At 71.2% G+C, this 13,586-nt stretch carries 13 protein-coding genes; 7 read left to right on the forward strand and 6 right to left on the reverse strand.

Annotated elements, in window-relative coordinates:
• Positions 1–57: 57 nt before the first annotated feature.
• Positions 58–1,734, forward strand: a complete 1,677-nt coding sequence (locus ACFZDK_RS07010; protein WP_390970537.1) for an FAD-binding protein — start codon at positions 58–60, stop codon at positions 1,732–1,734.
• A gap of 3 nt (positions 1,735–1,737) precedes the next feature.
• On the opposite strand, the gene ACFZDK_RS07015 is transcribed toward ACFZDK_RS07010, so the two are convergent.
• Positions 1,738–2,052, reverse strand: a complete 315-nt coding sequence (locus ACFZDK_RS07015) for a helix-turn-helix domain-containing protein (protein ID WP_390970539.1) — start codon at positions 2,050–2,052, stop codon at positions 1,738–1,740.
• A 232-nt stretch (positions 2,053–2,284) separates the two neighbouring features.
• Here ACFZDK_RS07015 and ACFZDK_RS07020 point away from each other — a divergent pair, with 232 nt between their 5' ends.
• Positions 2,285–3,805 (forward strand): FAD-dependent monooxygenase, encoded by a 1,521-nt coding sequence (locus ACFZDK_RS07020; RefSeq protein ID WP_390970541.1) that lies wholly within the window; start codon positions 2,285–2,287, stop codon positions 3,803–3,805.
• A gap of 24 nt (positions 3,806–3,829) precedes the next feature.
• Here ACFZDK_RS07020 and ACFZDK_RS07025 read toward each other — a convergent pair whose 3' ends face one another.
• On the reverse strand, positions 3,830–4,426 hold the full coding sequence (locus ACFZDK_RS07025; RefSeq protein ID WP_390970543.1) for a TetR family transcriptional regulator C-terminal domain-containing protein: 597 nt from the start codon (positions 4,424–4,426) through the stop codon (positions 3,830–3,832).
• A gap of 93 nt (positions 4,427–4,519) precedes the next feature.
• Between ACFZDK_RS07025 and ACFZDK_RS07030 the strand changes: the two genes are divergently transcribed.
• On the forward strand, positions 4,520–5,722 hold the full coding sequence (locus ACFZDK_RS07030; RefSeq protein ID WP_390970545.1) for an MFS transporter: 1,203 nt from the start codon (positions 4,520–4,522) through the stop codon (positions 5,720–5,722).
• A gap of 69 nt (positions 5,723–5,791) precedes the next feature.
• Here the strand turns inward: ACFZDK_RS07030 and ACFZDK_RS07035 are convergent, their stop codons facing one another.
• The 3 genes from ACFZDK_RS07035 to ACFZDK_RS07045 form a co-directional block, all read right to left on the reverse strand.
• Positions 5,792–7,072, reverse strand: coding sequence for a cytochrome P450 (locus ACFZDK_RS07035; protein WP_390970547.1), 1,281 nt, complete (start codon positions 7,070–7,072; stop codon positions 5,792–5,794).
• A 13-nt stretch (positions 7,073–7,085) separates the two neighbouring features.
• Positions 7,086–8,123: an NAD-dependent epimerase/dehydratase family protein gene (locus ACFZDK_RS07040; protein WP_390970549.1), complete on the reverse strand. Its 1,038-nt coding sequence runs from the start codon at positions 8,121–8,123 to the stop codon at positions 7,086–7,088.
• Between the two features lie 511 nt (positions 8,124–8,634).
• Entirely contained in the window at positions 8,635–9,648 is a 1,014-nt protein-coding gene (locus ACFZDK_RS07045; RefSeq protein ID WP_390970551.1) for a ScbA/BarX family gamma-butyrolactone biosynthesis protein, read from the reverse strand.
• A 168-nt stretch (positions 9,649–9,816) separates the two neighbouring features.
• On the opposite strand from ACFZDK_RS07045, the gene ACFZDK_RS07050 reads away from it, so the two are divergent.
• A complete protein-coding gene (locus tag ACFZDK_RS07050) occupies positions 9,817–10,497 on the forward strand; it encodes a ScbR family autoregulator-binding transcription factor (RefSeq protein ID WP_390970553.1) in 681 nt (226 codons plus the stop codon).
• Positions 10,498–10,581: 84 nt separating this feature from the next.
• On the opposite strand, the gene ACFZDK_RS07055 is transcribed toward ACFZDK_RS07050, so the two are convergent.
• The gene (locus ACFZDK_RS07055) at positions 10,582–11,148 is read right to left on the reverse strand and encodes a TetR family transcriptional regulator (protein ID WP_390970555.1); all 567 of its coding nucleotides are present in this window, start codon (positions 11,146–11,148) and stop codon (positions 10,582–10,584) included.
• Positions 11,149–11,595: 447 nt separating this feature from the next.
• Here ACFZDK_RS07055 and ACFZDK_RS07060 point away from each other — a divergent pair, with 447 nt between their 5' ends.
• The 3 genes from ACFZDK_RS07060 (at position 11,596) to ACFZDK_RS07070 (ending at position 13,563) form a co-directional block, all read left to right on the forward strand.
• On the forward strand, positions 11,596–12,279 hold the full coding sequence (locus ACFZDK_RS07060) for a winged helix-turn-helix domain-containing protein (RefSeq protein ID WP_390970557.1): 684 nt from the start codon (positions 11,596–11,598) through the stop codon (positions 12,277–12,279).
• 71 nt (positions 12,280–12,350) lie between these two features.
• Positions 12,351–12,815 carry a nuclear transport factor 2 family protein gene (locus ACFZDK_RS07065; RefSeq protein WP_355712844.1) on the forward strand — a complete coding sequence of 155 codons (465 nt, stop codon included), beginning with the start codon at positions 12,351–12,353 and terminating at the stop codon, positions 12,813–12,815.
• Between the two features lie 163 nt (positions 12,816–12,978).
• Positions 12,979–13,563 carry an NAD(P)H-dependent oxidoreductase gene (locus ACFZDK_RS07070; protein WP_390970559.1) on the forward strand — a complete coding sequence of 195 codons (585 nt, stop codon included), beginning with the start codon at positions 12,979–12,981 and terminating at the stop codon, positions 13,561–13,563.
• Positions 13,564–13,586: the final 23 nt, after the last annotated feature.

The raw sequence follows: 13,586 nt of genomic DNA on the forward strand, positions 1-13,586 counted from the left end.
CCCCCCAGTGATGTGCCGGCGCGCACGGTCGTTCCCACCCCTGATTCGGGAGTTCTCATGTCACGCAACGGAAAACAGCCCACCCGCCGTTCCGTCCTCGCCGCCGCGGGCGGGGCGGCCGGCGCCTCCGCCCTGGGCCTCGCCCAGCCGGCCCAGGCCGCCTCCGGCGGTACGACGGCGGAGGCACCCCCCTTCGCCGTCACCGCCGTCCGGCCCGGGGACGGCCGCTACGCGGACCTCACGGTCGGCCTGAACCAGCGCTGGACGTCGTCACCGGACCGCGTCCACCTGGTGTCCACCACCGAGCAGGTGGTCAGGATCGTCGCGGAGGCCGCGGCGGCGAAGAGACGGGTCACGGTCCGCAGTGGCGGCCACTGCTACGAGGAGTTCGTCTACAACTCCGACGTCAAGGTGATCATCGACCTGTCGGAGATGAACCGCGTGTACTTCGACGCGGACCGGAACGCGTTCGCGGTCGAGCCGGGGGCTCAGCTCGGCCATGTCTACGACCGTCTGTACCGAGGCTGGGGCGTGACCGTTCCCGGCGGTATGTGCTACTCGGTGGGCGCGGGCGGCCATGTCGCCGGCGGCGGCTGGGGGTTGCTCTGCCGCCGCGACGGTCTGATCGTCGACCATCTGTACGCGGTCGAGGTCGTCACGGTGGACGCATCCGGGACGGCCCGGGCGGTGGTCGCCACCCGCGACGACACCGGTCACCTCCAGGACCTGTGGTGGGCGCACACCGGTGGCGGCGGCGGAACCTTCGGCATCGTCACCCGCTACTGGTTCCGCTCCCCGGACGCGACGGGGACCGAGCCCTCCGCCCTGCTGCCCAAGCCGCCCGCCGAGGTCCTCGTCAGCGCCCTGTCCTGGCCGTGGGCGAGGATGACGCAGGCGGACTTCACCACGCTGGTGCGCAACTTCGGCACCTGGCACGAGACCCACGCCGAACCGGGCGGGAACACGGCGGGCCTGGTCTCCCTGCTCAACCTCAACCACATATCCAACGGGGAACTCGCGCTGATCACCCAGGTCACCGGAGACACCCCGGACGCGGACACCGTGCTCGGGGACTACCTCGACCACATCACCCGGGGCATGTCCGTCTCCCCCGAGCGGCCCTCGGAGAACTCCAGCGACAACGGCCCGCTCGCCAACTTCTTCGTGCCGCGCCGCTGGAGCTGGCTCAAGGCCACCCACTACCTCGGCACCAGCAACCAGGTGATGACCAACCCCACACTGCGCGGCGACCAGAAGTCCGCCTACCACCGGCGCGGCTTCACCGACGCCCAGATCGCCACCCTCTACGGGCACCTGCGGGACAGGCAGTTGGACAACCCGATGGCGCAGGTCGTGGTGAGCTCCTACGGTGCGCAGGTGAACGCGGTGCCGTCCGGGCACACCGCACAGGCGCACCGCGACTCCCGGTTCAAGGTGCTGTACCAGACCAACTGGACCGAGGCGGAGGACGACGCGGTCAACCTGGCCTGGCTGCGCGCCCTGTACCTGGAGACGTACGCGGACAAGGGCGGCGTACCGGTGCCGGACGAGCAGACCTCGGGCTGCTTCGTGAACTACTGCGACATCGACCTCAGCGACGCGCGGTACAACACCTCCCCGGTGCCCTGGCACGGCCTCTACTGGGGCGGCAACTACCCCCGTCTCCAGCAGGCCAAGGCGTACTGGGACCCGACCGACTTCTTCCGGCACGGCCAGTCGGTCCGCCTGCCCTGACGCTCACCGCGGCGCCGGGACCCGGGTGGCCCGCAGCACGGCCGGCAGGAGCCCGGGAAAGCGCTGTTCGAGGTCGTCGGCGCGCAGCGTCAGGGTGTACTCGCGGCCCACGGCCTCCTGCCGGATGAGGCCTCCCTCGCGCAGCACCCGCCAGTGGTGGGTGAGCGTGGACTTGGGGACGCCGTCGAGCAGGCTGCCGCACGGCGTCGGGCCGGACTCGGCGAGCGTGCGCACGACCTGGAGACGCATCGGGTTGCTCAAGGCGGCGAACACGTCTTCGAGCCGGATCTCATCGGTTTTCGGGTGACGGAGTGCCATACCGGCCATGGTACGAAGATACGCGGACCGTTTGACCCCTCCGGCCTTGCGAGGCTCGTGCATACGATGGTACGAGTATGTACGTAGCAATGCTCCCCGTGGAGCCGTAGCCGTCCGGGTGCCAGTACATCCCCCGGCTGACACCCGGCGACCAGAGGTGGGTGCGGGCGTGCCGTGCGCCCGCACCCACCCGCTCGGCATGCAGGTTCAGCGTGAAGGTGAGGAAAGCGCAGTGACACAACCGTCAGCCGCCTCCGCGGACGAGCCGGTCACCTGTGACGTGGTGATCGTGGGCGGTGGTCCCGTCGGCATGCTGCTCGCCCATGAACTGGCGCTGCAGGGCGTGCGGCCCCTGGTGCTGGAGAAGCTCCCGGTGCCCTCCGGGGTGTCGAAGGCCGGGACGCTGCACGCCCGTACGGTGGAGAGCCTGCATCGCCGGGGGCTGCGCGAGGCCGTGCAGCCGCGGCCATCGGGCGCGGGACGGACCAGTGTCCCCTTCCACTTCGCGGGGATGTTCGACCTCGACCTGGCCGACGTGAGCGCGGAGGGTCCCGTCATCGTCGGCAGCCCCCAGGCCTACGCCGAGCACGTCTTCGCCGAGCGGGCCGGCGGGATGGGCGCGAGGATCCTGCGCGGCCAGGAGTGCGTCGGCGTCCACGACGAGGGCGACCGGGTGCGCGTGGACATCCAGGGCGCGGACGGGACCCGTAGCCAGGTCACCGCACGGTGGGTGGTCGGCTGCGACGGCGTGCGCAGCGCCGTCCGCCGCTCCGCCGGGATCCCCTTCACCGGTACGCCCGCCACCGTGTCCGCGCTGATGGGCGAGGTGCGCCTGCTCGACCCCTGGACCGCTCCGGCGGGCTGGCAGCGCACCCCGCGGGGCTGGACCCTGGTGTGGCTGAACCCCGGCGGACACAGCCGGGTGTGCACCTACGACTTCCGGGGCGCCGTGCCGGACCGTCAGGCACCGGTGACCTTCGAGGAGTTGCGGGAGGAGATGGAGCGCATCGCGGGCCGCCCCGTGCCGATGGCCGAGCCCCGCGACCTCACCCGGTTCAGCGACGCCGCCCTCCAGGCCGAGCGCTACCGCGACGGCCGCGTGCTGCTCGCCGGCGACGCCGCGCACGCCCACTTCCCGATGGGCGGGCAGGGGCTGAACACCGGCCTGCAGGACGCCCTCAACCTCGGCTGGAAGCTCGCCGCCGAGGTCCAGGGCTGGGCGCCGGCCGGCCTGCTCGACACCTACCACGCCGAGCGGCATCCCGTGGCGGCCCGTGTCCTGTACAACGTGCGGGCCCAGGTGGCGCTCATGCATCCGGGGGTGCTCACGGACTCCCTGCGCGAACTGTTCCGGGAGACGATGCGGCTGCCGCAGGTGAACGAGTTCCTCACCGGAATGCTCAGCGGCACCGACATCCGCTACGACGTCCACGTGCCCGGCGACCCCCTGGCCGGCACCTTCGCCCCGGACGCCCCGCTGAAGACCGCCCAGGGCCCGACGAGCCTCGCCGCCCTGCTGCGCGACGGGCGCCCGCTGCTGCTGCACACGGCCCAGGCCGCCGACCAGGCCGATCTGGCCGCGCCCTGGTCCGACCGGCTGTCCGTGGTCGAGGTGGTGCCGGAGTCCGCCTCCGCGATGCCGGCCCCGGCGGTCCTGGTCCGCCCCGACGGCTATGTGCTCTGGAGCGGGCAGCGGCCGGGGACCCCGGGTGTGGCCGAGGTGGCCACCGCGTGGCTCGGCGCGCCCGCCTAGCACCTCCCGTCGCCGTCGGGCCGGTTACGCGGGCGTGGGTCCCAGGGCCCGGATGGTGAGGTCGATCGCCGCGGTCAGGCGGTCGATGTCGTGGCCGGCGCGTTCCCGCACCCGCAGCCCGAGCACCGTGGTGAACAGCAGCTCCACGGCGTCGTCCAGGTCGAGGTCGGCGGAGAGCTCGCCCCGGTCGCGGCCCGCGGCCAGCGCGGAGCGCAGGGCCTGCCGGGTGACCTCGAAGGCGGCCTCGGTCCGCCGGCGGACCTTCTCGTCGGTGGTGCCCAGCTCGGTCGCGGTGTTGACCACGAAGCAGCCGCGGCCGGACCTGCCGTCGGCCGGGCAGGTGACCAGCCACAGCATCCACTCCCGCAGCACCTCGCGCACCGGACGCTCCGTCGCGTCCAGCCGCTGCCGGGCCTCGGCCGACTCGGTGGACCGGTAGTGGTCGAGCGCGCGCAGGAACAGCGTGTGCTTGTCCGTGAACGTCCGGTACAGGCTGCTGGGCGTGAGGCGCAGCTCGTCGCCCAGGTCGCGCACCGAGGTGGCGTGGTAACCGCGTCGCCAGAACAGCTCGGTCGCCGAGGTGACCGCGTTCTGCTCGTCGAACTGTCGGGGGCGTGCCATGTGTTCACCTTACCCAACTTGTGGAGCGATCGCTCCCATACTACTGTCGTCAATATGGGAGCGATCGCTCCCGAATCGGTGAAGGAGGCTCCGTTGACGACCGCAGAACAGACCCCCGCCCAGACACGGGAACCAGGGGTACCGGAGAAGAGTCACTGGATGGCGGTCTCCGCGGTGGCTCTGGGCACCTTCCTGCTGGTGACCGCCGAGCAACTGCCAATCGGCCTGCTGACCTCCGTGGGATCCGCGCTGTCGGTCTCCGAGGGCACGGCGGGCCTGATGGTGACGGTGCCCAGCATCGTCGCCGCGTTCGCGGCACCGCTGGTCCCGATGCTCGTCGGCGCGATGGACCGGCGCCTCCTGCTGCTCGGACTGATGGCCCTGATGACCGTCTCCAACCTGGCCTCCGCCCTGGCGCCGAACTTCGGCGTCCTGGTGGGCTCCCGGGTGCTGGTCGGTGTCGCGATCGGCGGCTTCTGGGCCGTCGCCAGCGGCCTGGCCGTCCGGCTCGTCGTCCCCGCGGACGTGCCGCGCGCCACCGCCGTCATCTTCGGCGGCGTCGGAGCCGCCAACGTGTTCGGTGTCCCGCTCGGCACCCTGGTCGGCGACCTCACCGGCTGGCGCATCGCCTTCTCCTCGCTGAGCGCCCTGGCACTGGTCACCCTCGTCGCCCTGCTGGCGGTGCTGCCGGCGCTGGCCGCCTCGCAGGCCATCCGGCCGAAGCTGCTGATCGAGCAGTTCCGCAACCCGGGGGTGCGCGTCGGCATCATCGCGACGGCGCTCATCGTGTTCGGGCACTTCGCCGCGTACACGTTCGTGAGCCCGGCCCTGCAGAAGCTGTCGGGGATCGACGAGCGCTACGTCGGTCCGCTGCTGTTCGGGTTCGGTGTGGCCGGCATGATCGGCAACTTCGTCGCCGGCTCGGCGCTCTCCCGCCGGGTGCACCGGAGCGTGCTGGCCATCTCGGTGGCCCTCGCGGTCGCGATGCCGCTCTTCCTGCTGCTGGGCCGGAGCACGGTCGGCGGCGCCGTCCTGCTGATCGTCTGGGGCCTGGCCTACGGCGGTGTGTCCGTGGGCCTCCAGACCTGGATGATCAAGGCCGCCCCGCAGGCGGTGGAGGCGGCCTCCTCGCTGTGGGTGGCGGTGTTCAACCTGGCCATCGGCCTCGGCGCGCTGGTCGGCGGGGTCATCGTCGACACGCTCACCCTCCAGGGCGTGCTCTGGCTCGGCGGCGCCTGCGCCCTCCTCGCCGCCCTGGCGATCTGGAGTGCCCGGGGCAACGAAGCCCTTCGCTGACCGAGGTGCCCGGGACGACCGGGATGCCCGGCGGGCGGCCCGACCCTGCGGGCCGTCCGCCGGGCGCTGTCACACCGCGCCCAGCAGGACGGGGAGCTCCTGGTGGCCGTTGGAGATGAAGGACGTCAGCGGGCGCAGCTCGCCCTCGGGCACGGCGAGCCGCAGGGAGGGGAAGCGGGTGAAGAGGGCGGAGAGGGCGAGGGAGGCCTCCAGGCGGGCCAGCTGGGCGCCCAGGCAGTAGTGGACGCCGTGGCCGAAGGACAGGTGCTCGCCCCGGGAGGCGCGGGTGACGTCGAAGGCGTCGGCGTCCTCCCCGTGCAGCTCGGGGTCGCGGCCCGCCGCGGCGTAGGAGATGGAGATCGCCTCGCCGCGGGCGATCGTCACACCGCCGATCTCGATGTCCTCCACGGCGTAGCGCAGCACGGAGTGGGCGCCGGGCGCGTCCAGGCGCAGCGACTCGTCGATGACGTCGTCCCAGGAGGCACGGCCGGAGCGGACGAGGTCGAGCTGGCCGGGGTGGGTGAGGAGCCGGGTGATCGCGTTGTCGAGGAGGTTCACCGTCGTCTCGTAGCCGGCGGTGAGCAGCAGGATGAGGTTGTCGGCGAGCTCCTTCCCGCTCATCGCGGCGCCCTCCTCGTCCCGGGCGGCGATCAGGTCCGTCGTCAGGTCGTCGCCGGGCTCCCGCTGCTTCAGCGCGATGAGGTCGTTCATGGCCAGGTAGAGGCGGACGACGTTGTTCTGCGCCTCCTCCTGGGACGCGGTCGTCGCGAAGAACCCCTTGATGATCCGGCGCAGTTCGTCGCGCGCCGCCTCGGGGACGCCGAACAGCTCGGAGATGACACTGCTGGGCAGGGGGTGGGCGTAGTGCTCCCGGAGGTCCACCACCGCACCGGGCGCCTGGGCCGCCTGCCCGGCGAGCCCGTCCAGCAGGGTGCCGACGATGCCCTCGATGCGCGGCCGCAGCGCGTTCACGCGTCGGATGCCGAACGCGCCGGCCACCGGGCGGCGCAGCCGGGTGTGCTCCGGGCCGTACGCGGTCACCATGTTCTGCACCGAGACCCAGATGGACAGCGGCCAGTCCGCCGTCACCTCTCCGTCGATCCACGCCGGCCAGTGCCGGTAGGCGTCCTTCGAGACCCGTGGGTCCAGCAGGAGCCGCTTGACCAGCTCGGCGCTGGTGACCGACCAGGCCGGTACGCCGCCGGGCAGTTCGACCCGGGTGACGGGCCCGCGTTCCCGGATGCGGACGATCTCGCCCTGGATGTCACGGCCGGTGGCGTCGATCGCGAACGGACAGCTCGCGGGCGGCTGCGGGGAGTGGGTGGGGTGCGCGGAGTGGGTGGGCTGCATCGTCGAGTCGCCTTCAGGTGGAGGGTGTGGAGGGTTTCGGGTGCGGTGCGGGGACGGACGGGGACGCGGTGGCGGGCAGGAGGTCCCTGAGGTGGTCGCGGTACCAGGGCGCGCACACGGCGAAGTGCTCGGTGAGGCCCGGACCGGGTTCCAGACCGGTCAGGGACCACAGCGGTGCGCTGTCGTACCAGTGGTCCGCGCCCAGCTGGACGAGCCGGGCCGTCAGGGCCGGATCGGCCCGGCCGGCGAGACGGGCCGGGAGCTCCGCCCACGGCACGTCCCCCTGCGGCAGCGGCAGACCCAGGTGCCGGCACACCGTCGTGACGAGCTCGCGCACGGCCACGGGCCGGGGATGCGCCGCGTGCAGGACGGCCGCCGCGGGCGGCGGCGCCGGCCGGACCGCGAGGGCGGTGGTGGCCCGGGCCAGGTCGTCGACGGAGATCAGGGACAGCCTGGCCCGGCCGCCGTCGATCCAGTACGGCAGTTTCGTGATCATCCGGACGAACGCGGGGACGGCCCACACGTCACCGGCGCCGTAGACCAGGCCGGGGCGCAGCACGGTGCCGCCGGCGGCCAGGACGCTCCGGTCGCCCGCGAGCCGCGAGGCGCTGGTCACGGAGAGCGGAGCGCCGGACGGCCGGGGTTCGCCCCGGTGCGGGCCGGGGCCGTAGACGGCGGCGGTGCTCAGCCGGACGAAGCGCCGGACGCCGGACCGGTCCGCCTCGGCCAGCAGCGCCTCGGTGCCCGCCGTGTTGACGGCGTGCGCGGTCGCCGGGTCCTCGGTGATCGTCGAGGCGAGGTGCAGGACCGTGTCGACGCCACGGCACAGGTCGCGCAGGGACCCGGGCGCGGTGAGGCTGCCCCGGACGACGTCGGACGGGCCGGCGCAGCAGTCGGCCGGGCCGCTCTCGTGCGCCAGCAGTCGCAGCCGCGGGCGGGCCGGGTGGGCGCGCAGCCGGTGGACGACCTGATGGCCGATGAACCCGGTGGCGCCGGTGACCAGGACGGTCGGTCCGCCGTCACCCGCCCGCTCGTCACCGGACACGATCACGCCAGTTTGCGAAGGAGACGAGCCGGTTCGGTGAAGAGGGGGCGGTGATTCCGGCCCCGCCGGATACGATGCGACCGCTGTATACGGCACCGTTCGGGGCGGAACCGGGCCGGTATGGCCAGGAGCTGGGTGCGCGCGGGGGCGGTCGGCCGATGCTCTCGGTCTGGCGGACGTCTGGCACAGAAGTCGCCGTTCCTTTCCGGAATGGAAGCGTTGCAGCGGGTCGTCGTGGCCCGGCGCGTCGCACACCGGGCAGCCCGGCGGCATCCGTGCGACAGCCCCGTGGGCGGGACGTGCGGACGGATGCCACCAGGCGTAGGTGTCGGTGACGGCAGCCGGACGGCGCGGGCCGGCGGCGCGGCGCATGCCGCGGGTCGGTGGCATGGCGGACGCCGCCCGGAGTGATGTGGGGCGGGAGTCACCGGCAGTGGTGAGGACGAACCGTGGAGAAGCGGGCCGGTCGGCGGTGACGCGGACCCGTCAGGTGACGCGTGAGCGGACGAAGGGACTGTCAGCCGTGCGCCGAGGTGCCTTCGAGCAGTGCGGTGAACACCGGGCGGCCGTCCTGGTGGCCGGTGATCTCGACCGCCGTCGGACGCGTCGCGTCCACGGATCCGGCACGGGATCCGGTGCGGGCCTCGATCCAGCACGGGGAGCCGAACTCCACGTAACCGAGGAAGGCCACCTCGGTCGAGGACCAGTGGTACCGGCCCGGTGCGACGACCGCGTTCGCGGCCTGGAACGCCGCTTCGACGAGGGCCATCCCCGGGAAGTGGTCGTTGTCGTGGTCGAAGATCGTCGGGTGCCCGAAGTCCGCGCGCAGTTGCCAGCGCCCGGACGGGGCGGTGGCGGTGGCGAGGGCCGCGGCCGCCGGCCCGGAGACCGCCGGGGCGAGCACCACGTCGATCGGCCGGGTGCGGCCGACCAGTGCGGGCGCGACAGGTGCGGGCTGCACGGCGGGCCGTACGACGGACGCGAGCTGCGGCCCGCGCAGCCTGCGGTACACGGCGGGACTGACGATGTCGAAGCGGCCGCCGCCGCGGGCCACGGTCCTGCCGTCCGCGCGCAGCGTCATCTCGCAGGTCATGGCCGCCAGCCGGGGCCCGCGGAAGCGGAGGTCCGAACAGACGGCCTCCACCTCGATGCGGCGGGACCCCGCCGTCACGGCCGGCCGGACCCGCTCCCGGGTGTACGCCAGGTCCCACATCACGAAGTGATGGCCCAGGGGTGCCTGGTAGGCGGCGTGGGCCAGCAGCAGACCGCACTGCCGGACGGTCTCGGCAACGAGATTGGCTGCCGGGTTACCATTCACCGTTGTATAAAAAGGGTGATCCCCGGGCCACTCGACGCTGATCAGGTAGCGATCGTTGGTCAGAAGCCGCCAGCCGACAGGCAGTACATCCAGTGATTTCGAGCGATGCACCAGTTCTTTGGGAACCGGATGGAACGAGATATCGGGCGATATGCCCGTTTCGTCCGGTCTGGAGCTCTGTTCGCTCCCACGAAAAACAGCGATTGCTTGCATGCCTTCCCCCCAGGAATGCCGAAGCGGAGCTCGAGTCGTACTCGAGCGGGTCGTAACATACGTGTGAGTCGGTATGTAACTCAACGGTAAGTCTCACATAGTGAGATTAAGGATGAGTAAAACCGGCTCTACCAGCACAGATGGGCGCACAGCCCTCGGAGGTAAGCCATGGTGACTCAGGAGCGAGGACTCGCGACCCGGCGCATGATCCTGGAGGCCGCGGGGTCGGTCTTCGCCGAACGGGGTTATAGCGCCACGACAGTGGCCGACGTGCTCAAGAAGTTGAGTCTCACCAGGGGGGCGGTGTACTTCCACTTCTCCTCCAAGGAGGAACTCGCCCGGGCCGTGCTCGCCAGTCAGGCGGACGTGCCCACCGTCGTCCGGGACATCAAGCTCCAGGAGCTGATCGACCTGGGGCTGGTGTTCGCGTGCCAGCTGACCAGGGATCCGCTCCTGCAGGGCAGCGTTCGGCTGTCGCTGGAGCTGGAGGCGGTCGGGCTCGACCGGAGACTTCCCTTCCAGGGCTGGGTCGACCGGAACCACCACATCCTCGAACAGGCGCGGGCGCAGGGCGAGTTGCGTCCGCATGTGGACCTGGTGGAGACGGCCGAGCTGCTGTGCTCCTGCTTCACCGGAGTCCAGCTGTTCTCGCAGGTCATGACCGGCTGGGTGGACCTGGAGGCGCGGATCCGGGCGCTGTTGAAGCATGTGCTGCCCAACATCGCCGAGCCCTCGGTGCTGCTCCAGCTCGACCTCAGCCCGGACCGCGGGCTCAAGGTCGGGGCGGAGCTGGGTGCCCTCGCGGGTCTCAAGGAGGCCGCGGGGCAGGAAGCGCCCGACGGGCGCTGACCCACTGACGTTCACGCATGTTCGGGCTGTCGAACAGCCATCGAAAGCTGGGGCCCACCCGCCGGGTGGGCCCCTTTCGTCGCCTCAGTCCATGCGGCCGACCAGCGGCGGCAGCAGATTCCATACACCGCTGACGGTTGACTCGGTGAGCCACTGCTCACTCTCGTGCCACAGTAGCGCCAGCCCCACGGTGAGCGCGATGATCGCGGAGGCGGCGCTCCCGGCCGAACCGGAACGCGTGAAGGGGTGCCGGCGCTCCGCGACCGCGACCGCGTCCCGGACGTACGACTCCCACTGTTCCAGCAGGTTGACGGCGGGTTTCCGGTCCTTCTCGCGGCTCAGCAGCACTCCGGCGCGGAACGTGACGTCCTGCCGGTACAGCTCGGTGAAGGCTTGTACGGCCTCCGCCAGGTTCTGGTTGCCGTCCTCGGCCCAGCGGCTCGTCACTCCCGCGAACCGCTCCGCCGCCGCCGCTTCCACGGCGTCCGCCAGCGCCTCCTTGCTCGGGAAGTGGAAGTAGAGGGCCCCTCTGCTCACTCCCGCGTCCGCGGAGATGGTGGACAACTTCGCCCTCGAGTAGCCGTGTTCGGCGAACGAGGTCGCGGCCGAACGAATCAACTGGGAGCGGGTCCGGGTGGCTTTGTCGCTCAATGCCGACTCCTCACATCACATCCGTGCAGGTGGCTTGCGGGTGCCGTCGAGTGTGGGGACCCACACGGCGAGATACGCGAATATAACATTCACGCATGTATCTTTAACCGGTGCGTTCTGGGTTTTTGTCGGCCGCCGAGCCGGTTGTTGAACATGGAATCATGGTTGCTTTGATAGGTGATGTCCGCTTTGAAGGTGCTGATCGAGGCTTTTGGGACGTGATTCAAGCCACTCGAAGTCCGTTGACATGCATGCGTGTCGGTTTGTAGTCTGCGTGTGCTCGATCGGTTTTCGGCGTGGGCGTCCACGCAGAGCGGGGGAAACGACGTCATGAGCCAACCGGGCACGGTTCGGCACAGAACACACGGCATGCATCACCGTCATCGCGCTTCCGATGCGCAGCGCCGCGCGTCGCGGGAAGTGAGGGTTCTCGGGTCGGGAGTCAACGTGGCTGTGGAGAGGTGGCGCGTGCTCGTGGTCGAGAGCGATACGCACGCACAACGGGGAGTCACGCACAGTCTCCGACGGCAGGGCTGCGACGTGGTCGCCGTCGGCAGCGGCGGCAAGGCGCTGGAGATGTACGAGCACGCGGACCTGGTCCTGCTGGACCTGGAACTGCCGGATCTGCACGGCCTCGACGTGTGTGCCGCGATCCGGGCGGCGGGGGACACCCCCATCATCGCGTTCACCTGCCGCAGCAGCGAGTGGGACCAGGTGCTCGTCCTCGATGCCGGGGCGGACGACTGCCTTCTCAAGCCCTACGACCTCAGGGAGCTGACGGCGCGGATCGGAGCGGTGATGCGCCGGACCGTGCGTCAGGCCCGCGCGCAGAACGTCATGGAGTGGGGGCCGTTGCGCATCGACATGCGGTTGCGGCAGGTCACCCTGGACGGCCGGCGCGTCGACTGCACCCGCAAGGAGTTCGACCTGCTGTGCCTGCTGGCCTCACAGCCGGGAGCGGTCGTCTCACGACGCCGGCTCATGAGCCAGGTGTGGGGAGACCACTGGTCGCCGCCCAGCCGGACCATCGACACCCATGTGGCGAGCCTGCGCCGAAAACTCGGACCCGACGAGTGGATCACGACCATCCGCGGCGTCGGCCTGTGCTTCCAGCCCGTCGACATGCACTGAGCCACCGAGCCACCGAGCTACTCAGTCTCCTTTTCTTCTTTCAGCTCCTTACGTCAAAGGACCGCATACCCATGTCTGATCTCACTCCTGAGCGCGTCGGCGCCGCCTGGGCCTCCCTCGGTACCGGGGACCGCGCGAAGATTACGGAATTCTGGGACGAGAACGTGCGGTTCGAGGTTCCCGGACTGCACGCCTACTCCGGCTGGTACGAAGGGCTCGACGCCTTCCTGGAGTTCTTCGGGAACATGTTCCGGCTCTCCGGCGGCACCATGCACGGCGAGAACGTGACGGTGCTGGTGAACCCCGAGGCCGGCTACTCGGTCGACGTCAACCACATCACGGCGGTGCGAGCGGGAGCCGAGGCGGACAGCACCTCCCCCTACGACACCTTCGCCGTCGAGGCGCTGCACCTGCTGCGCTGGAGCGACGGCCGCATCGTCGAGGGCCGTTGGACGGTGCTGGGGGCGGGCGCCGAGACCACCGCGCTGTGGTGGTCGCCGCGCGACGCGGCCGGCGCGCGCCGCCAGGTCGTCTGACCCCGGCCGACACCGACCCCGGCAGGTCCGCGGCGACAGCGGAGGTCACGGCCCTGCCGGTAGCGGGTGCCGGCGCGGTGCGGCGGTGACGTGGGGACGGCCCGCCGCACCGCACCGCACTCCGAGCAGCGCACACAGCACACCAACGATCGTGAGGATCCCCATGTCCGAGGAACGTCTTCGAGTGGCTCTCATCATCGGGAGCACCCGTGCCACCCGGTTCGGCCCGACCATCGCCAAGTGGTTCGCCGAGGAGGCCCGGCAGAACGACGACATCGAGCTGGACGTCGTCGACCTGGCCGACTTCCCCCTGCCGGTCGCGGTGACCGACGCACCCGAACCCGCGGACGCGGCCACGGCGGCCGCCCTCAGCGCCCGGCTGGAGCGGGCCGAGGCCTTCGTCGTCCTGACCCCCGAGTACAACCACAGCTTCCCCGCCCCGCTCAAGGTCGCGATCGACTGGAACTACACCCAGTGGCAGGCCAAGCCGGTCGGCTTCGTCTCCTACGGCGGGCTCTCCGGCGGGCTGCGCGCGGTAGAGCAACTGCGCCAGGTCTACGCCGAGATGCACGCCGTCACCCTGCGGGACACGGTCAGCTTCCACGGCGCCGCCGCCACCTTCGGCGCGGACGGGAACCCCAAGGAGCCGGCGGGCTGCGCGGCCGCCGCCAAGACCATGCTCGACCAGCTCGTCTGGTGGGGCGTCGGACTCCGCGAGGCCCGGGACCGGCGCCCCTACCGGGCCTGAGCCGGCCCGCCCGCTCTCCGCCT

Source organism: Streptomyces sp. NPDC007901 (genome assembly GCF_042959465.1).
GTDB lineage: Bacteria > Actinomycetota > Actinomycetes > Streptomycetales > Streptomycetaceae > Streptomyces.

Bases quoted from the DNA above. Each gene is read 5' to 3' on its own strand.
- ACFZDK_RS07010 (WP_390970537.1), top strand. From the start codon at position 58: ATGTCACGCAACGGAAAACAGCCCACCCGCCGTTCCGTCCTCGCCGCC.
- ACFZDK_RS07065 (WP_355712844.1), top strand. From the start codon at position 12,351: ATGTCTGATCTCACTCCTGAGCGCGTCGGCGCCGCCTGGGCCTCCCTC.
- ACFZDK_RS07035 (WP_390970547.1), bottom strand. From the start codon at position 7,072: ATGCAGCCCACCCACTCCGCGCACCCCACCCACTCCCCGCAGCCGCCC.
- ACFZDK_RS07050 (WP_390970553.1), top strand. From the start codon at position 9,817: ATGGTGACTCAGGAGCGAGGACTCGCGACCCGGCGCATGATCCTGGAG.
- ACFZDK_RS07045 (WP_390970551.1), bottom strand. From the start codon at position 9,648: ATGCAAGCAATCGCTGTTTTTCGTGGGAGCGAACAGAGCTCCAGACCG.
- ACFZDK_RS07025 (WP_390970543.1), bottom strand. From the start codon at position 4,426: ATGGCACGCCCCCGACAGTTCGACGAGCAGAACGCGGTCACCTCGGCG.
- ACFZDK_RS07070 (WP_390970559.1), top strand. From the start codon at position 12,979: ATGTCCGAGGAACGTCTTCGAGTGGCTCTCATCATCGGGAGCACCCGT.
- ACFZDK_RS07015 (WP_390970539.1), bottom strand. From the start codon at position 2,052: ATGGCACTCCGTCACCCGAAAACCGATGAGATCCGGCTCGAAGACGTG.